This window comes from Salmonella sp. SAL04157, assembly GCF_046551635.1.
GTDB lineage: Bacteria > Pseudomonadota > Gammaproteobacteria > Enterobacterales > Enterobacteriaceae > Salmonella > Salmonella enterica.
This window is the reverse complement of sequence record NZ_JBGDVS010000013.1, coordinates 81,479-105,158: the sequence shown is the minus strand read 5'-3', so window position 1 is coordinate 105,158 and position 23,680 is coordinate 81,479. Positions and strand designations below refer to the sequence as shown.

The window sequence follows — 23,680 nt, the reverse complement described above, 5'->3', positions numbered from 1 at the left end:
CCTGAGAAAAGTCCATTTCGTTGCAGCTCATTCCATTAATACAAGGAATTAAAAATGCATCGCGACCGGCACAACGCCAGCCGCAAGGGATACACAGGTTGGGCGCGCCTCACCCAACCTACTGCACCCGGCACGAGGCATAAGCAAAACCTTGACTTGAAAGCGTACAGTTTTCCGTATTGGTCGTTTCGTTAAATGAGCAATACTTACCGCCAACCATCGTTTGCGATGCATAGTCATATGTATACGACGACGCCGGCGCAGCCGTAGGCCAGTGCAGGTCGCCAATGATGTTCTTCAGCGCCTTCAGATCGTCCAGCGTCGCGGCGTTTTCCAGCGAGCCGCAAAGATAAGGCAGCGATGTCGTAGCATGAATGGATGTTTCACCATAATCAATATAGTTCGCCGCCCAGGTTTCATTATTAAGCGGCCAGGTGCCTGGCGGCATTTTGGACATCTCTGTTTTCAGGAATGGGCGGCGCAGCGTAACGCCGTTAACCTCAACGGTATCCGGCATATGGCCCCAGTATGACGCATACGGCGTATCCGGGCTGGTTGGTACCGTAAAGATCGCATCGACGCTCGCCGTCTCGCCAGCCAGCTCCGAAAGCGTCGCCGTGATGGATGTTCTCAAACCCAGCGATTTATCCTGGTTTAACGTGAACCGCAACTTACCGTCATCGCCGGTGACGCCATACCATTTCGTGCTGGTTCCCCTCTGGTTATTAAACACCACTGCCGCACCCGCAGGCGATACCGGCGTCAGGGTCATGTCTGATAACGCGCCTTTGGACACAACCGGCTCGCCAATCACACCGGCCTGAATGTATTTGCTATCCACCGTGCCACGCGAATAAGAGTAATCACGCGTCAGCATAACCGTCGCCCCCGCCTGCGGCTGCCCGGCGCCGTTAGTCACCGTTACCGTCATCGGTATCGCCTCGCCTGTTTTCGCCACTGCCGCCGATTTATCCGCGTTCCACACGTCCGTAGATAACGCAATCTTCATCTGTCGCGGTTCCGTCAGACAGAGCTGGTAATAGAAATTCCCCGGAGTTTCCAACGTGGTGCCGCCATTACCCGTATTGAGATCGGTAAATTGCCAGTAAATGGATTGATTTTTTACCAGGCTGTCGCCTGCCCACCATTTTTTCTTGATGGGTAATCCAATGTCGGTCGTGACTTTGCCTTTGGGATGATCGCCGTACAGAGAATTGAGATCGTCCAGCGTGGCCATCTGATTTATCGGGCACGCGCCATAATTCCCGGTATTAAAATTATTCACCGTAAACCAAGTTTCATTGGTTTCGAAGTAACTCGACGTATGATTCTGCGATGAGAGTTCGCCATACAGCAGCGGGCGCGTAAACTTCGCGCCGTTGCTGGCGGTGAAGGTTTCCGGCATATGGCCGTACATATTGGCCCTGTCGCTGTTCGGGCTGGTGATAACGGTAAACACTGCCGGCAGCGACGAGGTTACTGTCGGCGTATCATACAGGCTGGCAGTCACCACGCTTTTCACCCCGACTCCGCCAGGTTCGTCAAGCGAAAGGGCCAACGTACCGTTCGCCCCGGTCGCCCCATAAAGAACCGATGAACTGTAGGCAAACTCTTGCGTCGCGCCACCAGACTGCGTCATCGTCATGGTGTAGCTGTTGGTAAACGGGTAATCAGCTTTACGCGGCGTCCCGGCGTCGCGCTTAAGCGAAAACGTCGTATAAGGCACCGGATTGCCCGCCGCATCGGTGGTGGTGACGAGCAGTGGGATCGACTCACTGTTTTTAGCCTTCACCGCCTGAATAGTGTCATCCGTCGCCAGCGTGGAGGTGAGCGTAATTTGCGTAGCCTGCGTCTTCGGCGTCGTTGCGCAAATTTGGTATTGCCTGTCGTTCACACCGTCATTAACGACGCTTCGACGCGAATCATCATCCAGATCGACAGTGTAATAGGATCGGGGCTTTCCGCCGGTTAACGACCAGGAACTGGAACCGCTCCAGTAAGAACGGTTGATCGGCCAGCCCTGGGCGGTTTTTATCGTGCGGTTTGGGTATTTGCTGTAGAGCGAATCCAGCGCCTCGATGGAAGGGAAATAGCCCGCAGCGCAGTTAACAGCGGGGTCGGTTTTTGAACTGCCTGGCCCATAAAGCCCCGCCCAGATTTCGTTGTCTTCGGTATATTGCGCGGCACTTGCCTGATTGGCTAATTCAGCATAGAGCTGTGGACGCTGATACTCCGCGCCATCCGCCGCCGTGAGCGACGGCAACATATGCCCCCACATGCGGGCGACGTCGACATCCGGGCTGGTGATGACGGTAAAGATGGTGTCGATGCTGGCGCTCACGGCAGCGTTTTCATACAGCGTGGCGATAATGGCCGTTCGGGTGCCGTGGGTATCCGGGCGGGTAACGCTGATGATGCGGGTGCCGTCAGCGCCGGTCAGCATCCCCATTTTGGTGGTGGTCCAGGTCAGCGATTCGCCATCGATCACCACGGGCGTGACGATGCCTTGCAGATCGTCGCCTTCACTGGCGGTGTACTTCTCGCCCTTGCGATCGTAACCGTCGCCGCGGGTGAGCACAAACGGCGCTTCCGGGATCGGGTTGCCGCTGGCGTCCTTCACCGTCACCTTCAGTTGCATCGTGTCGCCTTTTTTCGCTTTGACCGCGTGAACGCCGCCGCCATCGTACCACTGCGACGCATCCACCGGTTCAATGGTAATCGAGGCCGCCGCCGGGTTATCGCTGGCCAGACAGCTGGCGTAAATCGAGACGTTGGCGTTGGCGAACTCACTGCCGCTAAACAGCGAGATCAGTTTCCACGTGGTAGCGCTCTGGAAGGTCGAAGACCAGTAGTTAAGCAGCGTCGGCCAGCCCTGGGTGCTTTTCATCACGCCGTCGCTGTTGGCGTTGTACAACGCCTCAAGCTGATCGATGCGCGGCAGGCGGTTCGCCGCACAGCCGCCCTTATCCGGGTTGCCCGCCGCGTCAGGGTGCAGAACGCGCGCCCAGGTTTCGCTAGCCTCAGCCTGAGTACGTTCCGGCGTCACTTCATCCGCCAGCTTAGGCCGCTCAAAGGTCAGATCGCCGACGGTGATGGTATCGGCCATATGGCCCCACATTTTGGCTTTTGGCGTATCCGGGCTGGTGGCGACGGTAAACTTCACGCTGCGGGAAACGGGCGTGCTGATTAATGAATCGACGGGCGCAATGCTTAACGGCGTCAGCAGCCCTACTCCCTTCGGCTGGGTGAGGATAATGGTCGCATCGCCGTTGGCGTCGGTGATCCCATGATAAGTCTGCCCGGCAAGGTAGCCCACGTCATCAAACAGCATCTGGCCATTGCTGGTGTCGGTAAAACCGGTCGTCAGCCCGTCGCGCCGTTTGCCGTTCGCCATGGTGACGGTGAAGTCGGTATTGGCGATCGCCATGCCGTTAAGGGCGTTGCGCGAATGAATGTTCAGCTTAATCTGCTCACCCACTTTGGCAACCGCATCGCTGTTTTTGGTCGCCGGGTCATCGTTGAAGTAGACCTCAAGCTGCGCCACCATTTCGTTGGCCGAGCAGGTCAGGTAATTCGGTTGATTGGTAAATTTACCGCTATCGCCGTTTTCAAGGTTGACGTGCGCCGTTCCCGAGGCGTCGCTGTCCGCGGCGATGTAATAGTCTTCGGTTGGCCAGCCGTGTTCGCTTTCCATCTTGCCGCCAGCATGTTCGCTGTATAAATGCGCCAGCGATGACTGATCCGGCACCTGGCCGATGCCGCACTGCGCGGTGGCTTTTTCCACTGAATTAAACGTCGCCCACTCTTCGTTGTTTTCGCTGAACTGGCCGTCTTTGTGGCTGGCCTCGACCGCCAGCAGCGGGCGTTTATACAGGTTGCCCGCGTCCACCACGCCCTGCATGTGGCCCCACATGTTGGCGCCGTCCACGTCCGGGCTGGTTATCACGGTGAAAATGACGCTAAAGGGCAATTCGACGCTGCTGCCTTCATCATCCGGCATCACGATGCGGATGGGCGTTTCTACGCCCAGGCCGCTGTCGTGTTTTAACGTCAGGTGTACCTGGCCGTTGGCGTCGGTCACACCGGTATAGTGTTCCGGCGACGAGGCGCGCATATCTTCGGTGTTGATTGTAACCCGTTGGTTATCCCACGCGTCCTGATGCTCTCCTTTGCGGTTTTTCGCTGGGTCAATGAACAGCTCCATATAGCGATAAGGCAGCGGCTTTTGCGTGTCGCGATCCACAACGGTCATCACTAAATCAATCGATTCCCCCACCTGTGCTTTATACGGCCCCTCTGGAGAGAGCGTTATCTGCGGATGCGCCGCAGGCTGGGCCTTATCCACACAACTGACCAGTAGCGTGTCGCTGTTGGCGGCCCTGACGACCGACGCGCTGTTCATATGCACGGCAGCGTGGTAGTCGTTTATCTGATCTTTGGTTGACGACCAGTATTCCGCATCGCCCGTCACCGGCCAGCCGGTGTACGTTGCCAACGCACTATGCTCATGCCTTAGCGCCACCAGTTGTTCGGCATCCGGCAGAATGTCGCAATGGTTATCCGCGCCACTCCAGGTAAACTGCGCCCAGGTTTCGTTGGTGTCCACAACGGTGCCGCCATTTCCGCTGGTTTCCGCCGCCAGTTTCGGGCGGGTGAAAGTGTAGGTCGTACCGTTCAGCGTCGCCGTGGCGTTCTCAAGCATATGACCGTACATGTTGGCCTTATCACTGTCAGGGCTGGTGATGGTAGTGAAAATGACGTCGACATTGTCGGTCAGCGTGGGATAGCTTTGCGAAGAGACGATGAGTCGTGTTTTTACCCCCGGACCTTGCTCTTGCGTCACCACCACCGTGGCGTTGCCCTGCCCGTCCGTTACACCGTGATATTCTGTTTGCGTAGTCGTTAACTCGGTATCGCCAACGCGCACCGGGTTAGCGTTATTGACCACGCCCTGGCGATTGATTGCATCCTCGCGGCGGATCACGAAGGCAGCATTCGGCGCTACGTCGCCATTACAGGCTTTGGTGGAGACAGTGAGGGTAATGCTCTCCCCCGCTTTGACTTTCGAGGCTGCAAAGTTGGCGTCAATATGATCGCCGCTCACAGAAACAGGATCGCTCACCGCCGGTTTGATATTTAGCGTCACTTTCGGGCTAAGTAGCGGAATGACCGCACTGTTCGGCACCCCGGTACGGGTATAAAGCCACAGTGCGGGAACGCTGTTCTCATCTTCCACCTGCGCCCAGGCAACCAGTTGCCGCCCGGCGAGGTTTTGGGCGCAAAAGGTCTGGTTAAGAATCGGCTGCGGCGAGAGCGGTGTATCCGGCGTGGCGGCATCGGCCCATACCAGGCTCATGGTCGGCGGTTCTTGATTTTCCCAGGCGATGGAGGGCGGATCGGTAAAGAGATCGCCTTCCGTATCGGTGGAGTTGACCGCACGCATCGAGGTTGAGGAGGCATCAGCGCTAAAATCGCGCGGCATGGCGGTAAACTCGATATCGTAGGTCTTGGTAGGGTCAAGCAGCATACTTCCCTGATACAGGGGAATAGTGGCACCGTCGGCCAGCGGCGCGGTGCCGTTAACCGCGCCGGTCGTCGAGTTCAGCTCTTGCCAGGTTCCGCCCTTCAATAGCGCCTGCGCAGGCGCGATCGACACTGCAAACATGATCAGTAATGTCAGTAAGAAATGTACCACTTTATTCACTTGCCGATTCCTGTTCATGAGCGATAGCCACCCGTATTCATTCTCTGTCGTGATTCAACCCACTTTGCTTAGCGTGCAGCTAAGCAAAGTGCGCGGAAAATACCACTCCCCGCAGGGAGTGGTATGTTGAGGACAACTTATTTGCGTTTGTAGTCGATAGACAGACCAAAGCCCTGGACACCGTCGGTACCCACGGTAACGCCGCCTTCCGCGCCCTCGAACGCCGTTTTCGCTTCGGCGTTGGTGACAGGGATGACAAGGTCTTTATCGTTCCAGCTTTCGTTAACGATACCGCCAGTACCGGTACCTGCAATTTTACTGGTGCCGACGAATTTCCAGCGGTAGTCGTACTGGCTGGTAACCTCTTCACCGGTATCGTATTTACCTGCCGTACCACCCTCTTTATCTTTCCACAACAGAACTTTATAAGTTGTGTTGGTTTTGAGCGGAGTAGAGGTACCCAGCAGGTTGGTGGTTGAGCCAGACTCGTAGATAACCACATGGACGTTTTCATCCACCACCGGACCTTCCGGAATATCGTCACCATCCGCACCACCGCCCGCATCGGTCGACAGGTCTTTCAACAGCAGTTCAGCTGCCACGGCAGGATCACCGGTGGTGGTGGTTGGCGTGATTTTGATACCGATATAGTGGTCGGCGTCACCCGCCTGAATTTCATAGGTATCGCTACCTTTGGTGCCAATCTCTTCGGGATTGCTACCATTCTGGTCGCTGTATCTCATCCACTGTACCGTCAATTTCGTGGCGGCGTTGTCGGTATCCAGGTCGCCTTCCGTATCGCCAATCGCCCAGTTCACCGTGACCTTATCGCCAACGTGGAACTGCTTATCGCCTTCGGTCACAATTTTACGTTCACCGCGATCGATAGTTACCGTCACGTGATCTTTGTCGGTATCCGCGGTTTTATCCGCCGCACGGGTAATCCACGGCACCGAACCCTGAATGGTGCCCGTCTGTTCAGAGACAATCTGCCACTGCCCCGATTTCAGATTACCGTTTGCCGCCACCGCTGGCGCGGCGCAATACCCGGCAACTACTAATGCTAAAGCGACCTTCGTCAGCCGCCGTTTTACTGTTGCTTGCATTCAGACTCTCCTTTTTCTCAAAATTCAGCGGCTGGCTGGTCAGCCATAACGCTGACGCTATTTCTGGCTATACGTAACGCGTATGCCGTAACCCTGAACGCCATCTTCCTCATTGGCGGCAAACTTCTGCGCCGCCTCTTTATTGGTTACTGGCAGGACAAGATCTTCATTCATGGTGTTGGCCAGCGCGCCGGTATGTCCGTTTGTACTCTGCCCGGTAAACTCCCACTGGTAGTCGTACAGCGCCATCTCTTCTTCCGTGAGCTGCTCGGACATCTGGAATACGCCGTCTTTATTCTTGTCGCGCCACAGCAGGAAACGGTAAGCATTATTGACCGTAGGGTGCTTATCTTCTTTGCCGATAAGGTTGACAGGGTTGGCGGCTTTGACCTGATAAATCACCGCATTCAGCGCGCTCAGGTCGTCGCCGATAAAAGTGACGTCAACGTAGTTACTGTCACCATAGGCGTCTGCTTTCGCCTTCCAGCGGAAAGTGCCCGGCAGGGTGCTGGAAAGCGTCACCGTCCCCGCTTCTTTGTCACGGCTGGCAATAAACACGCAGGGGGTTTCCGTGGTGCAGGGCGTCTGGGCCAGGGTGACTTTTTTATCATTGCTGTCGTACAACACAGGCGTCATGGCATCGTCCACCAGTTCGTTACCATTGCGATCCGTGGAGTCGCCAAAGGAATCGGTGATCAGCAGATCCATCACCACGCCGTCTTCGCCATCAGCCAGCGCGCTGGCTTCATGGCTGTGATCGCTGCGATCGGTATCGGCAATGTTGTCGACGATCAGCTCAATTTTGCGATCCTGCTGGACGGTGATTTCCACCACGCCGGAATTCTGCTTATTGCCCTTTTCGTCTTCCAGCGTCATGCGTACTTTCCAGGTGTTCAACGCGGTGCGCTGCTCTTCGGTATCGGCGTTAACCCAGGCAGGAAGCACCAGATTCCAGCGGTTGTTGTTACCTTCGGTTAACGCATCCGCTTTCACCACCGGCATCACCAGCGTACGGGCGGCGTTGTTTTTCGCCTGCCAGGAAGCAGAAATAATTTTGTAATGGTGGTTAATCAGCGCGTTGACAGTCCATTTGCATTTTTCCAGACCCACCGCGGCCTCAGGCGTATCTTCAATCACGCATTCCGGGTGTTCGTTGGTGGCGTCGGCCTTCAGCCACAACGTGACGTCCAGCGGATCTTTCTCGCGATATTCGAGAACGATGAAATTGTTACGATCGACAAAATCGGTGCGGCTGCCCATTAAGGAGTGCTGAATTTTAACGTTTTCCGGATCGAGCTGCGCCGCCAGCGGCGTGCCTATCTGATAGTTCACGGTCGCGTTAACGCTAAAATCGTTACTATCGCCAGTACCGGCTTTGTAATCCGTACCAACCGTGACCAGCGGTACCGGCGTGTAATTTAGTCCGACGGTAACGGCATGAGGATCTTTTTGCAGGTTATCGGTGCCAAACAGCGCCACTTCATCGCCGTAGTACTGTTCATAAACTAATTTAGCGCCAAGCTGCGGATAAAACGGCAGCCAGCTTTCCATGCGGATATCCCAGCCGCGCGCGGGTCGTTCTTCATAAAAGTCGAAATCTTTGGAATCTTTCCAGTCAGAAAGAGGATGGTAATAGTTGCCGGAGAATTTCAGGTAATCCGTCCAGGCTTCGGTTCCCAGGCCTAATCGACGGTGACCGCGCGTAAAATCGTAGTCATAGAATGCGTTGCCGCCAAGCAGCCAGTTGCCGACGTTCTGGCGAACGCCAAGCCCAACGTTACCAATGGTGCGGTCTTCCTTACGCTGAGCCGAAATCTGGCTAAAGAAAAGCGTGCTCTGGTTATCATACCAGGGAATAAAATAATCCAGCGAACTGCCGTCCAGATCGCCGCCTTCGCCAATAGATAAACTGGTGCGCACTTTACCATAAGGCGAAAGCATACCTTCGAGATAGGATTGCGCAGAAGACGTGACTTGCCCTTGAATATAACCGCGCGCCTGGGATTCCAGCGCTTCCGGGGTGAGATTATCAAAGCCCTGGGTGGCGGAATTAATAAAGTAGTCAGCGCCCTGTTCTTTAAAGGTCTTTCCTTTATTTTCCTGTTCTTCTTTTTTCGCGGATTCGCTGGCTAAATCAGGCAGGGAGGAGTGGCTTTCATCATTTGCAGATACAGAGTTATCTGCGCCGGAAGCCGCAACTGATACTCCAGACACTAATAGCAAAACCAGAATGCGAATCCTTCGCACCATATGATATCCCTGTCGTTAAATAAACACGCCTCTATAAAACGATATTATATGGATGATTCACACGGAATCATAACCAACAGGCCTAAATATATTCCTAAAAAGAAATGTTTAATATGAAACAGACTAATAATATTGATATAATAAATAAAAAAGAAAGCTGCTATTTATTTATAATATTAATTTTAGGGAATAATATTCCCTATAAATAGTTGAATAAATAAAAAGAATTAAATAGCCGCCGGGCAGAATACTATGCTGATATTACGGGAGTATCGAATAACTATTTTGCCTTTAGCCGGATAAGACGTCGGCGCCTCTGCTCTGCGGCGCAACGTCGACAGCGGTTTTATTGATCGGAAATGACGAAATTAACCCGTTTTTTTGAAATTAAACCGTGACCGTTCTGGCAAAAATAGTCCATTGCGCCGCAAGCTTTCAAAACCTGTAACGGCTGGCGGCAGTCAGGACAAATTGCCTGTAACGAGAAATCGTTAGCGCATGTCTCGCAATGCGCTGTATCGCCATTGCGCTCCAGCGCGTGATGGCAAACGGGGCAGGTTATTTCCATAACATTCTCCTCAGGCGCGTGACTCACTTTTACTTGAAAGGCCTGATAGCGCAGCGCTTGTCAGGCCTGGAATATTACTGAAAAAGCATTACTTGCTTTTCTTGATATGTTTCATCAGACGCTTACGTTTGCGCATTTGCGTTGGCGTCAGTGTGTTACGCTTGTTCGCATACGGGTTCTCCCCTTCTTTAAACTGAATGCGAATCGGCGTCCCCATCACTTCCAACGACTTGCGGAAGTAGTTCATCAGATAGCGCTTATAGGAGTCTGGCAGATCTTTTACCTGGTTGCCGTGAATAACCACAATCGGCGGGTTATAGCCGCCAGCGTGGGCATATTTCAGTTTCACACGGCGACCACGCACCAGCGGCGGCTGATGATCTTCAACCGCCATCGTCATGATACGGGTCAGCATCGCAGTGCTCACCCGGCGAGTGGAACTGTCGTAAGCCTCGCGTACGGACTCAAACAGGTTGCCAACGCCGCTGCCGTGTAGCGCAGAGATAAAATGAACGCGGGCAAAATCAATAAAGCCCAAACGAAAATCCAGCGTCTCTTTCACCTGCTCTTTGACTTCCTGGCTCAGGCCATCCCATTTGTTGACTACGATAACGAGTGAGCGCCCACTATTGAGGATAAAGCCCAGCAGAGACAAATCCTGGTCGGAGATCCCCTCGCGCGCATCGATAACCAATAGTACGACGTTAGCGTCTTCAATCGCCTGCAACGTTTTAATCACCGAGAACTTTTCTACCGCATCGGTGATTTTTCCGCGCTTACGCACCCCCGCCGTGTCAATCAGCACATATTCCCGTTCGTCGCGTTCCATCGGGATATAAATGCTGTCGCGAGTGGTGCCCGGCATGTCGTATACCACCACGCGCTCTTCGCCGAGAATACGGTTAGTGAGTGTGGACTTACCTACGTTCGGGCGACCAACAATCGCCAGCTTTATCGGCAGGCTTTGCGGGTCAAAATCATCTTCCGGCGCTTCTTCGCCATTTTGTTCCGCCTCGAACTGCGCCCAGTATTCCGCGTCTTCATCCACCTCTTCCTGCGGCGCGACATCATCCATCCACGGCAGAAGCACATGTTCCAGCAGGCTCAATACGCCGCGACCATGTGAGGCGGCGATAGGGTAAATTTCGCCTAACCCCAGCGAGTAAAAATCGACAACCGCCTGATCGGGATCGAGACCATCCGTTTTATTCGCCACCAGGAAGGTCGGTTTTTCACGGGAACGCAGATGTTTGGCAATCGCTTCATCCGCCGGCATCAGGCCAGCGCGCGCATCTACCATGAATAACACCACATCCGCTTCTTCAATCGCCAGCAGCGACTGTTCCGCCATCCGCGTTTCGACGCCATCTTCGGTGCCGTCAATACCGCCGGTGTCGATACAGATAAACTCGCGGCCTTCAACCTCCGCACGACCGTACTTACGGTCACGAGTCAGACCCGGGAAATCCGCAACCAGCGCATCTCGGGTGCGGGTCAGACGGTTAAATAGCGTGGATTTTCCGACGTTAGGGCGCCCGACAAGCGCGACCACAGGTACCATGTTTAAAGCCTCATTAAAAAAATCATCAGACAACGCGCGCATTTTGCGCCATTGTTAAAAACAGGAAAACGGCCCCTACACCAGGAGCCGTTTTTTAAAACGCACAACCGTGACGATTAACGCGTAATCGCGTAGACCGTACCGTCTTTGGCCTGGATGAGCAGTTTACCATCCGCCACCGTCGGTTCGGTCAGAAAACCGGAACTGTCTACTTTTTGTTGGGCCACAAAACGCCCGTCATCAACATCAATCCAGTGCAGATAACCTTCGCTATCGCCGACGACTAAATCACCATTATACAGTACCGGGGAGGTCAGCAAACGGTGCAGCAGATCGCTTTGCGTCCACAGCGTTACGCCGCCGTCAGTGGTCAGCGCCAGCACGCGATCGTTCTGATCGACCAGGTAGATACGGTCGCCGTCGACGATAAAGTCATTGACCGAACCCAGCTCGCGTTTCCACATAATCTGACCACTGCGCAGATCCAGCGCCGTTAAGTTACCATTATACGCCAACGCGTAAACGACGCCGTTTACCACAACCGGCGTGGTATCAACGTCGCTCAGACGGTCAATTTCCGTTGGGCCAGTGGCCTGGGAGATACGCTGTTGCCAAATCATCTGCCCTTGTTGCATCAACACGGCGCTGACGCGGCCATTATCACCACCAACGATAGCCGCGCCGAACGCGGTTGCCGGCGCAGATTCGCCGCGCAGCGACAGCGAAGGCATATCCAGGTTCACCGTCCATTTAATGGCGCCATCCGCCTGATTTAGCGCCTGCAACTGACCGTTGCTGGTATGGATAAGGACGATTCCATCACTGACAACCGGGCGAGACAACGCTTCTCCTGCGACCTTCGTCTGCCATGCTGTGGTACCGTCGCTGGTATTCAGCGCATAAACCTCGGCCTTTTCACTGCCGATATAGACGTGACCGCCCGCGACCGTGACGCCGCCGGACAACAGCGCGGACGAACGAGAGAACCAGCCGTCTTTCTCGCCCAGATTCACAGACCAGATCTCTTTGCCATCATCCGCATTGAGCGCTTTTACCACGCCCGCGCGATCGGCTGCATAGACCACGTTATCTGCCATTACCGGATGAAGGTTAGAATAAAATTCGCCAATTCCGTTACCGACAGAGGTACTCCAGACAGTGGTCGGGGTAAACTGGTTTTCAACTTGCGGTAATGGAGACATCTTGACGACATCTTCTTCGCCGCTAAACAGTGAACAGCCGCTGAGCAGGGTAACGGAAAGCAACCCTGGCAGAAGTAATTTACGCAATTGCATCGGGTCCCTCTCAGATGGACAAATTATTGATTTTCATCTGCATCATTTCGCTCAACGCCGGAGAAGCATCGCTATTGACGCCAGCTTCCCATGCGCTGCGCGCGCCTTTTTTATCACCCTTACTCAGCAACGCTTCGCCGCGCAAATCCGCGACAATGGCCGTCCATCCTTCGCCTTTAACGGCATCCAGAGTTTTCAGCGCGGCATCAGCTTGCTTAAGCTGTAACTGAACGCGAGCGAGACGCAGATTAATCACCGCTTTGAGATTTTCATCGCTGGTGGCCGCCAACCCCTGCTGCAACTGGGCTTCGGCTTTTTTAAGTTCATTCTTATCCACAAACTGCTGCGCCAGTTCCATAGACGCCAGCGCACCATAGGTATTTTTATTCTCAGCCGCGAATTTTTCAGCGGCCGGAATGCTATCCGGCTTATCGGCGCTTACCGCCGTCACCGCATTTTGATACGCCAGAGAAGCAGCACGCGCGGACTCCGTCTGATGGCTGCTCCAGTAACGCCAGCCAACCAGCGCGCCAACCCCTAAAATCACTCCGACAGCCAGCGCTTTGCCGTTTTCGGCAAAGAAGCGTTTAATCGCATCCACCTGGTCGTGTTCGTTCTCGTAAATTTCCACGCTGTCCTTCTCCTTAGCCCAATAAAGTGCGCAAATGCGCGGCGACGCTGTCCTGCGCCACTGCCGTTTGCTCACCGGAGCGCAAATCCTTCACTACAACAGTTCCATCGGCGACTTCAGATTCGCCAAGAACCAGTGCAATACGGGCGCCCCACTTATCGGCGCGGGCAAACTGTTTCTTAAAGTTGCCGCCGCCGTGGTTTGTCATTAGCTTCACGCCTGGCATTTCATCGCGCAGCCGCTCCGCCAGCGTCATTGCCGCAGACTGCGTTTGTGCGCCGGCAGCTACCAGGTATATATCGACAACAGGAGAGGCAATAAATTCCGGATTAACTGCCTGAACTAACAAAACAAGTCGTTCCAGGCCCATCGCAAAGCCCACTGCCGGGGTAGCGCGACCGCCCAGTTGTTCCACCAGACCGTCATAACGACCACCCGCACAGACGGTGCCTTGTGACCCCAGACTGTTTGTTACCCATTCAAATACGGTGCGGTTGTAGTAGTCCAGACCGCGTACCAGACGCTGGTTGACGGTGTAGGCAATCCCCGCCGCGTCCAGCAATTTACACAGGCCGGCAAAGTGCTCGCGTGAATCGTCATCGAGATAGTCGCCGAGAGCGGGCGCGTCGTTGAGCAGCGCCTGCACGTCCGGATTTTTTGAATCCAGCACGCGCAGCGGATTGGTATACATACGGCGTTTGCAGTCTTCGTCCAGCGTCTCTTGATGCTGTTCGAGGAACGCGACCAGCGCATCGCGATAGTTCGCACGCGCCTCTAATGAACCAATAGAGTTCAGCTCCAGGCTAACGTGGTCAGCGATGCCCAGCGCGCGCCACCAGCGTGCGGTCAGCATAATCAGCTCCGCGTCAATATCCGGGCCTTGTAAGCCGAAGACTTCGGCGCCTAGCTGATGGAACTGACGGTAGCGGCCTTTTTGCGGACGCTCATGACGGAACATCGGACCGATATACCACAAACGCTGTTCCTGATTGTACAGGAGACCATGTTCGATGCCGGCGCGTACACAGCCCGCCGTACCTTCAGGGCGCAATGTCAGGCTATCGCCGTTGCGATCCTCAAAGGTGTACATCTCTTTTTCAACTACGTCAGTAACTTCACCGATCGCACGTTTGAATAACGGGGTCTGCTCTACAATCGGCAAGCGGATTTCACTGTAACCGTAGCTGCCGAGCACGTTTTTGAGTGTGCCTTCAATGCGCTGCCAGATGGCGGTTTCGCCAGGCAGATAATCGTTCATGCCGCGAATGGCTTGAATGTTTTTTGCCACGTTTATTCTCTTTCTGAATATAAAAATGAACCCTCAGCGCTTCCCCGAACGAACCGGGAGCCATGCGGGTTCAATCATACACGGGAAGCGCGCCGCTTCCCATCACGTTCTTATTTTTCAACCTGCAGCACGTCAATCCGACGCGCTTCATCAAGTTGACTTGCTTTCGCGCGAATACGGGATTCAAGCTGCGCGATCATATCGTCGTTATCGAGTCTGTCCTTACGCACGCCGTCTTCATACAGGCCGCTTTTCTTATTGCCGCCCGTCACGCCCAGCGTCGATACCAGCGCTTCGCCCGGCCCGTTCACTACGCAACCGATGATCGAGACGTCCATCGGGGTGATGATATCTTCCAGACGCTGCTCCAGCGCGTTCACCGTGCCGATAACGTCGAACTCCTGGCGAGAACAGGTCGGGCAGGCGATGAAATTGATGCCGCGCGCGCGAATGCGCAGCGACTTCAAAATATCGAAACCGACTTTGATCTCTTCCACCGGGTCGGCCGCCAACGATACGCGCAGCGTGTCGCCGATGCCTTCCGATAACAGCAGACCTAAACCGATCGCCGACTTGACTGCCCCGCTACGCGCGCCGCCCGCTTCGGTGATCCCCAGATGCAGCGGCTGATCGATCTGCTTGGCTAACAAACGATAAGACTCAACGGCAAGGAATACATCGGACGCTTTTACGCTCACTTTGAACTGATCAAAGTTGAGACGATCGAGATGATCGACATGGCGCATGGCTGATTCCAGCAGCGCCTGCGGCGTCGGCTCACCGTATTTTTCCTGCAGATCTTTTTCCAGCGATCCGGCATTTACGCCGATACGAATAGGGATGTTTTTGTCGCGCGCGCAGTCCACCACCATGCGAATGCGTTCTTCGTTACCGATATTGCCGGGGTTGATACGCAAACAGTCAACGCCGTATTCCGCTACTTTCAGCGCAATGCGGTAGTCGAAGTGAATATCGGCAACCAGCGGGACGTTAACCTGCTGTTTGATAAGCTTGAATGCTTCGGCGGCGTCCATGGTCGGTACAGAAACACGAACAATATCTGCGCCAACGCGTTCCAGCGCTTTGATCTGATTAACCGTCGCTTCCACGTCAGTGGTACGCGTGTTAGTCATCGACTGGACGGTGATGGGGGCGCCATCGCCAATCGGCACATTACCAACGTAAATACGTGTCGATTTTCTACGTTGAATCGGAGCCTGGTTATGCATGAAAAATCTCCCGCGTTACCCGTCTGTTACTGCGCCGGTATCGGTTCGGCATTAAGGGTCAGACGCGCAACCTGATTAGTTCTGATAAAGCGGCTCAGATCGACAGGTTTTCCTTGATACTGGATCTGCACCGCGGCCGGCGCGCCAATTTTAAGTTTATAAGGCGCCTGACCTGTTAGGTTTAAATTACCATCTTTACGCTGCATACCGCTAAACAGCTTCTTACCCGTGGCGTCAGTGACTTCGAGCCAGCAGTCAGCGGTAAAATTCATCACCAGCGCGTTCGGATCGGCAGCAGGCGCCGCTACGCCAGCCTGACTGGTCGGCAGCGCGGACGGCGTTTCCGTTGCCGCTGGCGCGGCAGATGTCGCAGCCGTATCGACATTCGCCTGCGAAGGCGCGACTACCGTATTTTGCGTTGCCGTTGGCGCTGGCGTTTGCGTCGCCGCTGTCGAATCAACCGGCGTCGCAGGAGCCGGAGCCGTTTGCGCTGGCGTCGTATCCTGACTTGTCGCGTCACGGGTGTCCAGCGGTACGCTTTGGCCGCTGTCTTTATCTGCGTTCAGTTCAGCCGTGCTTTGATCGGCCATTGTCGTGATCTCTTCCTGCTGCGCCTTATGGTTCTGCCACCACCAGGCGCCGGTCAGCCCTACGACCACAAACAGTACCAGCCAGGTAAAAGACATTAACCAGCCGTCGCGTTTTTTGCGACGCTTTCCTAATGAGAAACTCTGCATCGGAGCGACTTTGGCGGCGCGCAGCGGGGCCTGTTTTTCCAGCCCCGGCAGCAGTTCCTCTTCTGGAACATGCACCAGACGCGCATATGAGCGGATATATCCGCGCAGGAAGGTTGAAGCAAGATCGGACGGCGCCTTATCTTCTTCAATATCGCGTACCGTAGAAACCTTCAGGCAAAGTCGCTCAGCGACAGCCTGCTGGCTGAGTCCGAGTTGTTCACGGGCATTGCGCAGACGAACGCCGGTGGTTTGTGCTTCATTTTGGTCGTGCGTGGCTTCAGTATTCATTCGCTACAGCTACAGGTACGTGTAAATTAGGATTCAGGCGCCGACGAGCCGTAATGCCCGCCCACACCGCGAAACATCAGGTTAGTTAACCTTAGTCAGACAGTATAAGCCTGTCAGGCCGCAGATGACAAAACCGCGTAAGACACAAGGCTAAACTCTTGTTGCACCGTTACATACTGCCTTAAAGTCGACAAAAACGCACCGTTATTATTGACCAGACAAGTACAACGCCAGACATTATTCAACTGACATTGCGCCACGGTATAATGAATGCACCGTGGCGCAACTGCTATCAAATAGCCTTGATGTCAATCACCTCTCCCTGCATACGCTTACGCAGGGTACGTTTAGTACGGTCAATCACATCGCCTGCCAACTGTCCGCACGCCGCATCAATGTCATCGCCACGCGTCTTGCGTACGATGGTTGTGAAACCATAACTCATCAAAACCTTAGAAAAGCGATCGATACGGCTGTTAGAGCTGCGGCCATACGGCGCGCCAGGGAACGGGTTCCACGGAATCAGATTAATCTTACAAGGCGTCTCTTTTAATAGCTCCGCCAGTTGATGCGCGTGTTCAGTGCCGTCGTTGACGTGGTCAAGCATTACGTATTCAATCGTCACGCGCCCCTGATTGGCGTTGGATTTCTCCAGATAGCGGCGAACCGCGCCCAGGAACGTTTCGATATTGTATTTTTTGTTGATCGGGACGATTTCGTCGCGAATAGTGTCATTCGGCGCATGTAAGGAGATAGCCAGCGCGACATCTATCATATCGCCCAGTTTATCCAGCGCAGGCACCACGCCGGACGTTGAGAGCGTGACACGACGTTTGGACAGGCCGAAACCAAAGTCATCGAGCATAATTTCCATCGCCGGTACGACATTGGTCAGGTTAAGCAATGGCTCGCCCATCCCCATCATGACCACGTTGGTGATCGGACGCTGGCCGGTGACTTTGGCCGCGCCGACGATTTTCGCCGCACGCCAGACCTGACCGATAATTTCCGATACGCGCAGGTTGCGGTTAAAGCCCTGCTGCGCAGTTGAACAAAATTTGCACTCCAGCGCGCATCCTACCTGTGAAGAGACACACAGCGTAGCGCGGTCATCCTCCGGGATGTAGACCGTTTCAACGCGCTGATCGCCGACAGCAATCGCCCACTTAATGGTGCCGTCTGAGGAACGCTGCTCTTCAACGACCTCCGGCGCGCGGATTTCCGCGACCTCTTTTAATTTGCCGCGCAACACTTTGTTGATGTCGGTCATCTCATCAAAATTATCGCAGCAATAGTGATACATCCATTTCATCACCTGATCGGCGCGGAAAGGCTTTTCACCTAAGTTTTTAAAAAACTCGCGCATCTGCTGACGGTTGAGATCCAGCAGGTTGATTTTCGTTTCGTTGTTAAGAACTACCGGGGTACTGCTTTCAGGTGTGACAATTTGTTCAGACATATGCTATTCCGGCCTCGTTATTACACGTTATGGCCCCTGGAGGGTTGAAAAAGAAACGCCCCGGTAAGCTTACTGCTCGTCCGGGGGCGCTGCATTGTACAAATTCTGGCGTAAGGATGCCACGTCTGCACGCGGCATTAGCAAAAATAATATTTGAACCGATAATTTATCGCCAACGCATTTACAGCGTGAAAGACGAAGGAGATTAACGGGTGCGCGGGCACACTTCGCCTTCACCGAAGAAAAAGGCGATTTCGCGCTGCGCGGATTCCAGCGAATCCGAACCATGGGTGCCGTTTTCAGTTAAGCTATCAGCGTAGTCGGCGCGCAGCGTACCCGCCAACGCGTTCGCCGGATTGGTGGCGCCAAGCAGATCGCGGTGACGCTGTACCGCATTTTCACTTTCCAGCACGGATACCACGATAGGGCCAGAGGTCATGAACTCCACCAGACCGTCAAAGAACGGCTTGCCGTCGTGCTCAGCATAGAAGCCGCGCGCCTGCTCAACGGTCAGGTGCAGCATTTTAGTGCCAACAATTTTGAACCCTGCAGCTTCAAAGCGCGCAAAGATGCTGCCAATAACGTTTTTTGCCACCGCGTTGGGTTTAATGATGGAAAAAGTCCGTTCAATAGCCATGTTTACCTCTGAAATATGTTCTGTTGTTATGTCAGGCGCGGATTATAAAGAGCATCCCATCAATTGCCTATGGATGCAGGTAACATTTTTTTAAAATAAAATGAGCATTAGCAACAAAAGTTAAAGGCGCACAGCAAACTCATGGGACTGACACAGCACGCAGTGCGTGTGTTCAGGCGTGAGAGCATGGAAAGTACGTTTGCAGCTTTCGCAGGTGAGCGTATACGCCGCACTATGCCGCGTTGAGGCGGGTTCCACGTCAAACCGCAGCCGCAGCGCCTGATGCGGACATACCGCCGCACAGCCGCCGCATCCCGTACAACGCGCCGCCGCTATCGTCAGGGTATTGTCGTCAAACTGGATAACGTTTTCCGGGCAGCTTCGCCAGCAGGCGCCGCACATCCTGCACTCTTGCGGACTGATTTCGGGTACGCATTCGCTGAACGCGGAAAACGCCTGTCTGAGACGCCGTTTCCCCGGCTCGACGGCGCACGGGGTAATGGCGTCGCGCGGAACATGAAACAGAGTGCGCCGCGAGGCGTTAATCTCCGCGCCGACAACGTGTTTGAAAGACCAGCCCGGCTCGCCATAGCGGCGCAGCACTAAATTTAGCCCCGCCAGCGCCATCAGCCACTGCGCCGATCGCTCCACCGCAATATCAATAAAGCGAATACCGTACTGGCTGTGCCAGAGAAGCAGTTCATCGACCGTTGGCGCCTGTAGCGAAAACGGCCCCACCAACGTATCCCCCTGCACAAAGCGTTTAACCGGTTTGATACCGGTAATGGCGTCAACAGGACAGACAAACAGACAGTCGCCACAGGCTATGCAGCGCGTCGTATCTATGCTGACCTGCCCCTGCGCCAGCGAAAACGCCTGCGCCGGACAAACATCGGCGCAAGCGCGGCAGGAAGAAAAACGAAAGCGACGACGGACGCAGGCCTGCGTCACGTCTACCGCCGGATCGATCGTCAGGTTAACCATCAGCCAATACTAAAGAAGACGTAGCGCAGCATAATCTCGCCGATAAGCAGCAATACGCTGCCCGCCACCAGCGTCCCTCTGGCGTTTCGCAGACCGCCTGCGGCAAAGCAGAGCATTCCCGCCGCTGAGACACACCAGCCGAGAAGATAGACGTCACGCAACTGCGCCAGCGCCTGTAGCGGATGATGCGGGAAAGTGACGACCGTCGTATCCACCGCATTAATATCCGCCAGCCATAGCGGCTGCATAATCAGGCGAATCAGCACCATCAGTGCGACCACCACCACAGCGCAGCGCATTGCGGCGCCAGCGTTGCGCAGATAAGCCAGCGCAATGACTACCGAACCGATAATGCCTGACGTGCCAAAAAACAGCGCCAGCGTGTTGCTATGCTGCCAGGTCGCCACCGAGGCATGGATATAAACCTGCGCCATGCAGAATACATCCACCAGCCCGAACGCTGCCGCCAGCGCCAGCAGCGGCTGCCAGCCTGGCTTTCGGAAAAACAGCAGCACAACCCCCAGTCCCAGCGCCGCCAGATAAAGGCTGGCAAAGACGATTTCGCGACTCAGCCACGAACTGGCGACATGACGTAACGCATTTAGCGCATTCAGGGGATAGCCCATGTGCAGCGCTGAAGCAAGCAGCCCCACGCAGGCCAGTACAAACGCCCCCGCCATCGCGGGAAGCGCGCCGCGTGCAGGCACGCGTCCCTCTACGGCGTACTGGCGGCCCAACGCCAGCCACACTGTCACACCCACAGACCCTTGCAAACAGAGCGTAAAAATCAGCAGCGGTAATTCATGCATGGCGTTTACCCTCTTTTTCTGCGCCCTGATGCGCTTTGACAACCAGATTAGGTTTGGTTATGGATGAATCTGGCAGCCCGTAAACGTCGCATACGCTACCGTACTTCGCGCGCAGTTCATCAATCGGGCCAAACTTGATGGCCTCCAGCGGACAGGTCGCGACACAGACGGGCAGTTCACCTTTCGCCAGTAAATCAACGCACATGTCGCACTTGGACATTTGGCCGGTCTGCTCGTTAAGCTGCGGCGCGCCGTAAGGGCAGGACCAGGCGCAATAGCCACAGCCGACGCATTTGTCGGTATCAACGCGCACGATGCCGTCGCCCGGGCGTTTATGCATAGCGGTAGTCGGGCAATTTTTGGTGCAGACAGGGTCCGCACAGTGGTTGCAGGAAATGGAAAGCGTATAAGCAAATACGTTATTGCTGACCCCGCCCTGCCCGGTCGGGATGAAACTTCCGCCCTTGACTTCATAGACGCGGCGGAAACGACGGCCTACTTCCAGATTGTTTTTGTCTTTGCAGGCCACCTGGCAGGCTTTACAACCGGAGCAGCGTGAGGAGTCGATAAAAAATCCCAGTTGTTTATCGCTCACCGGCGGGTAATGTGTAAACTGACTCATGCTTTAGCCACCTCCACCAGCATGGTTTGATGTGAATTTCCCTTCGCCAGCGCGGTAATACGGGCCGAGCTGAGGACGTTCGCACAGCCGCCTTTATCAATACCGTTCTCATCCGGCTGCCACCAGGCGCCGGCCTGCATCGCAACAACGCCGGGAATAATGCGCGGCGTCACTTCCGCCGGGATTTCGCAAATCCCGCGTGAGTTATGAATGCGCACCATGTCGCCATGCGTAATGCCGCGCTTTTGCGCATCCTGCGGGTTGATCCACAATGTCTGCTGCTGCACTTCAATCAGCCACGGATTAGCGTATTGCGTTGAGTTGGCGCGGTTTTTTCCTTTCCACGTAATTAACTGGAGCGGAAAATCTTTCGCCAGCGTATCTTCCGGGCCTTCATGCGCGGGAACGTAGTGCGACAACGCCGGGATTTCCGGATGCTGCATGTCGTACAGGCGCTTCGAGAAGATCTCTATTTTCCCTGACGGCGTCGGGAACGGATGATTGTCCGGATCGCGAATATTGTCTTCAAAGGCGACAAATGGCGCGCTTTTGAACAGATGCTGACGGGTCTTTTGCAGCGTGGCGAAATCCGGCAGATTTTCGTCCGGCATCGCCAGGCGCGTCTGTTCCCAGATGTGTTCAATCCACGCTTTCTCATCGCGCCCCTGGCTAAATTCATTCTCAATGCCTAATTTCGCCGCCACCTCACGTAGCCAGTCGTAGTCGGAGCGCCGCTCAAATTCAGGCTCGATCAATTTTTCAGAGAGTATCAGGTAGCTTGCCGTGCCCCAGGTTTCACCGATGTTCCAGCGTTCCATAAAGCTGGTTTCCGGCAGCAGTAGATCAGCGTATTTCGCGCTCGGCGTCATAAACAGATCGCTGGCGACAATAAACTGGATCTTTGATTCATCCTCCAGTACGCGTACCGCCTGGTGCAGATCGGGGTTCTGATTCGCCAGATAGTTCCCGGCCAGCGAGAACAGAATACGGATGTTACTGTCCAGCTTATCGGCATCTTTCAGCCCCATATCCGGCGTCACTTTGCTGGCGTCGTCTGCGGCCTGTACCCAGTTCATCACCGAAATTTTGGCTTTTACCGGGTTATCCGGCATCTCCGGACCCGCGGCAAATTTACGGTTAGCGCAGCCGCCGTAACCCGCAGCCCAACCGCCTTTGATGCCGACATTACCGGTAATGGTCGCCAGTAGGGTCGAGCCGCGCGCGGTGCGCTCGCCGCAGTTGTGGCGCTGTGGTCCCCACCCCTGAATCAACGCGGCGGGTTTGGTATTCGCGTAATCACGCGCTAACTGGCGAATGGTTTGCGCCGGCACATGGGTGATCTTTTCCGCCCACTCGGGGGACTTAACGACACCGTCTTTGGCGCCGGTCAGATACGCCACCAGCGATTCGTTAGCCGGTACGCCTTCCGGCATTGAGTCTTCGTCAAAACCGATAGCGTAGCGCGCAATAAATGCACGATCGTGCAGATTCTCGCTGATGATGACGTACATCATCGCGTCCATCAGCGCATTGTCGGTGGTGGGCAGTAGCGGGATCCACTGATCCGCCAGCGACGAAACGGTGTCGGAATAGCGCGGATCGACCACGATAAACCGCGTACCGTTCTGCTTCATCTTCTGCAAGAAATAGTTGGTATGACCAAAAATGGTCTCCGTCGGGTTATGGCCCCACAGAATCACCAGTTTGGTCTCCAAAAGCGTATCCAGCGAACTGCCGCTGGCGGCAATGCCGTAAGTATAAGGCGTCGCGGCCGCCGTGTTGCCCATACTCACAGAATGGTAGCTTTCGAGATAGCCGCCGGTCAGATTCAGCAGGCGACGCGCCATTTTATCGCCGGAAAAGGTGCCGCCGGAAACGGCAGTGCCAACATGAACATAGCGCGAAGCCGGGCCATATTTTTCAGTAATCGATTTTAAATTATCGGCGATTAAGGTTGTCGCTTCATCCCAGGAAATTCGCTCGAATTTTCCTTCACCGCGTTTTCCTACGCGCTTCATGGGATATTTAAGTCTGTCAGGATGATAAACAAATTTACGGTATGCGCGTCCACGAACACAGGCACGCATCACCGGCATTTGCGCATCCAGCGCATTATCCGGTCGCGTTGAAATTCGCGTCACGATACCTTCACTGACATGCGCCCGAATATCGCATTTGCCCCCGCAGTCAAAAGTGCTGCATGTCTGGACGACTTTTTCCGCAGGCCTGTTTTCAGTTGCCGTCACAGCGCGCGCCTGAGCGGTAGCTGGCGAGGAGACAAACGGTAACGCAATAAGCGCGGAGCTGGCCTGGATAAAATGGCGGCGAGAAATAGCGGGCTGTTCGCCATTTCCCTGGCTTTTTATATTTTTCATGATCCGACTCGTCAAATAAAAACCCATTCTCACGTTTTTAAGTGTTAGATCTCTTGATATTTATCAAGCTCCCTCATTAAGGGTAATTCCGGAAAATTAATAATTCTCATTAACTTTAAATTAAATGAAATTCATAA

16 protein-coding genes are annotated in these 23,680 nt (G+C 54.6%); all 16 read right to left on the bottom strand.

Annotation, left to right across the window (positions count from 1 at the left end; translation table 11 throughout):
* Nucleotides 1-118: 118 nt before the first annotated feature.
* Nucleotides 119-5,722: a DUF823/DUF824 repeat adhesin RatA gene (gene ratA, locus ACLJRE_RS20910; RefSeq protein WP_076735152.1), complete on the bottom strand. Its 5,604-nt coding sequence runs from the start codon at nucleotides 5,720-5,722 to the stop codon at nucleotides 119-121.
* Nucleotides 5,723-5,841: 119 nt separating this feature from the next.
* A complete protein-coding gene (locus tag ACLJRE_RS20905; RefSeq protein ID WP_023212373.1) occupies nucleotides 5,842-6,810 on the bottom strand; it encodes a SinI family autotransporter-associated protein in 969 nt (322 codons plus the stop codon).
* Nucleotides 6,811-6,867: 57 nt separating this feature from the next.
* On the bottom strand, nucleotides 6,868-9,060 hold the full coding sequence (gene sinH / locus ACLJRE_RS20900) for an intimin-like inverse autotransporter SinH (protein WP_023212372.1): 2,193 nt from the start codon (nucleotides 9,058-9,060) through the stop codon (nucleotides 6,868-6,870).
* Between the two features lie 346 nt (nucleotides 9,061-9,406).
* Nucleotides 9,407-9,628 (bottom strand): zinc ribbon domain-containing protein, encoded by a 222-nt coding sequence (locus tag ACLJRE_RS20895; protein WP_000406471.1) that lies wholly within the window; start codon nucleotides 9,626-9,628, stop codon nucleotides 9,407-9,409.
* An 88-nt stretch (nucleotides 9,629-9,716) separates the two neighbouring features.
* Complete coding sequence (gene der, locus ACLJRE_RS20890) at nucleotides 9,717-11,189, bottom strand: ribosome biogenesis GTPase Der (RefSeq protein ID WP_000249411.1); 1,473 nt, start codon at nucleotides 11,187-11,189, stop codon at nucleotides 9,717-9,719.
* Between the two features lie 116 nt (nucleotides 11,190-11,305).
* Nucleotides 11,306-12,484 carry an outer membrane protein assembly factor BamB gene (bamB, locus tag ACLJRE_RS20885; protein WP_001177071.1) on the bottom strand — a complete coding sequence of 393 codons (1,179 nt, stop codon included), beginning with the start codon at nucleotides 12,482-12,484 and terminating at the stop codon, nucleotides 11,306-11,308.
* 10 nt (nucleotides 12,485-12,494) lie between these two features.
* Nucleotides 12,495-13,115 (bottom strand): YfgM family protein, encoded by a 621-nt coding sequence (locus ACLJRE_RS20880; RefSeq protein WP_000409190.1) that lies wholly within the window; start codon nucleotides 13,113-13,115, stop codon nucleotides 12,495-12,497.
* Between the two features lie 13 nt (nucleotides 13,116-13,128).
* The gene (hisS, locus tag ACLJRE_RS20875) at nucleotides 13,129-14,403 is read right to left on the bottom strand and encodes a histidine--tRNA ligase (RefSeq protein ID WP_001107139.1); all 1,275 of its coding nucleotides are present in this window, start codon (nucleotides 14,401-14,403) and stop codon (nucleotides 13,129-13,131) included.
* A 110-nt stretch (nucleotides 14,404-14,513) separates the two neighbouring features.
* Nucleotides 14,514-15,632: a flavodoxin-dependent (E)-4-hydroxy-3-methylbut-2-enyl-diphosphate synthase gene (ispG, locus tag ACLJRE_RS20870; RefSeq protein WP_000551832.1), complete on the bottom strand. Its 1,119-nt coding sequence runs from the start codon at nucleotides 15,630-15,632 to the stop codon at nucleotides 14,514-14,516.
* Between the two features lie 26 nt (nucleotides 15,633-15,658).
* The gene (rodZ, locus tag ACLJRE_RS20865) at nucleotides 15,659-16,657 is read right to left on the bottom strand and encodes a cytoskeleton protein RodZ (RefSeq protein WP_023212371.1); all 999 of its coding nucleotides are present in this window, start codon (nucleotides 16,655-16,657) and stop codon (nucleotides 15,659-15,661) included.
* Between the two features lie 292 nt (nucleotides 16,658-16,949).
* Nucleotides 16,950-18,116 carry a bifunctional tRNA (adenosine(37)-C2)-methyltransferase TrmG/ribosomal RNA large subunit methyltransferase RlmN gene (locus ACLJRE_RS20860; RefSeq protein WP_000003206.1) on the bottom strand — a complete coding sequence of 389 codons (1,167 nt, stop codon included), beginning with the start codon at nucleotides 18,114-18,116 and terminating at the stop codon, nucleotides 16,950-16,952.
* A gap of 205 nt (nucleotides 18,117-18,321) precedes the next feature.
* On the bottom strand, nucleotides 18,322-18,753 hold the full coding sequence (ndk, locus tag ACLJRE_RS20855) for a nucleoside-diphosphate kinase (protein ID WP_000963846.1): 432 nt from the start codon (nucleotides 18,751-18,753) through the stop codon (nucleotides 18,322-18,324).
* Nucleotides 18,754-18,873: 120 nt separating this feature from the next.
* Nucleotides 18,874-19,737 (bottom strand): 4Fe-4S dicluster domain-containing protein, encoded by an 864-nt coding sequence (locus tag ACLJRE_RS20850; protein WP_023212370.1) that lies wholly within the window; start codon nucleotides 19,735-19,737, stop codon nucleotides 18,874-18,876.
* Entirely contained in the window at nucleotides 19,737-20,546 is an 810-nt protein-coding gene (locus ACLJRE_RS20845; RefSeq protein WP_000544895.1) for a dimethyl sulfoxide reductase anchor subunit family protein, read from the bottom strand. The genes ACLJRE_RS20850 and ACLJRE_RS20845 overlap by 1 nt, the downstream gene beginning before the upstream one ends.
* Nucleotides 20,539-21,168, bottom strand: a complete 630-nt coding sequence (locus ACLJRE_RS20840) for a DMSO/selenate family reductase complex B subunit (RefSeq protein ID WP_023212369.1) — start codon at nucleotides 21,166-21,168, stop codon at nucleotides 20,539-20,541. The genes ACLJRE_RS20845 and ACLJRE_RS20840 overlap by 8 nt, the downstream gene beginning before the upstream one ends.
* On the bottom strand, nucleotides 21,165-23,543 hold the full coding sequence (locus tag ACLJRE_RS20835) for a DMSO/selenate family reductase complex A subunit (protein WP_023212368.1): 2,379 nt from the start codon (nucleotides 23,541-23,543) through the stop codon (nucleotides 21,165-21,167). Before ACLJRE_RS20835 ends, ACLJRE_RS20840 begins: the two co-directional genes overlap by 4 nt.
* Nucleotides 23,544-23,680: the final 137 nt, after the last annotated feature.

Bases quoted from the DNA above. Each gene is read 5' to 3' on its own strand.
- ratA (WP_076735152.1), bottom strand. From the start codon at position 5,722: ATGAACAGGAATCGGCAAGTGAATAAAGTGGTACATTTCTTACTGACA.
- ACLJRE_RS20905 (WP_023212373.1), bottom strand. From the start codon at position 6,810: ATGCAAGCAACAGTAAAACGGCGGCTGACGAAGGTCGCTTTAGCATTA.
- sinH (WP_023212372.1), bottom strand. From the start codon at position 9,060: ATGGTGCGAAGGATTCGCATTCTGGTTTTGCTATTAGTGTCTGGAGTA.
- ACLJRE_RS20895 (WP_000406471.1), bottom strand. From the start codon at position 9,628: ATGGAAATAACCTGCCCCGTTTGCCATCACGCGCTGGAGCGCAATGGC.
- der (WP_000249411.1), bottom strand. From the start codon at position 11,189: ATGGTACCTGTGGTCGCGCTTGTCGGGCGCCCTAACGTCGGAAAATCC.
- bamB (WP_001177071.1), bottom strand. From the start codon at position 12,484: ATGCAATTGCGTAAATTACTTCTGCCAGGGTTGCTTTCCGTTACCCTG.
- ispG (WP_000551832.1), bottom strand. From the start codon at position 15,632: ATGCATAACCAGGCTCCGATTCAACGTAGAAAATCGACACGTATTTAC.
- rodZ (WP_023212371.1), bottom strand. From the start codon at position 16,657: ATGAATACTGAAGCCACGCACGACCAAAATGAAGCACAAACCACCGGC.
- ACLJRE_RS20860 (WP_000003206.1), bottom strand. From the start codon at position 18,116: ATGTCTGAACAAATTGTCACACCTGAAAGCAGTACCCCGGTAGTTCTT.
- ndk (WP_000963846.1), bottom strand. From the start codon at position 18,753: ATGGCTATTGAACGGACTTTTTCCATCATTAAACCCAACGCGGTGGCA.
- ACLJRE_RS20850 (WP_023212370.1), bottom strand. From the start codon at position 19,737: ATGGTTAACCTGACGATCGATCCGGCGGTAGACGTGACGCAGGCCTGC.
- ACLJRE_RS20845 (WP_000544895.1), bottom strand. From the start codon at position 20,546: ATGCATGAATTACCGCTGCTGATTTTTACGCTCTGTTTGCAAGGGTCT.
- ACLJRE_RS20840 (WP_023212369.1), bottom strand. From the start codon at position 21,168: ATGAGTCAGTTTACACATTACCCGCCGGTGAGCGATAAACAACTGGGA.
- ACLJRE_RS20835 (WP_023212368.1), bottom strand. From the start codon at position 23,543: ATGAAAAATATAAAAAGCCAGGGAAATGGCGAACAGCCCGCTATTTCT.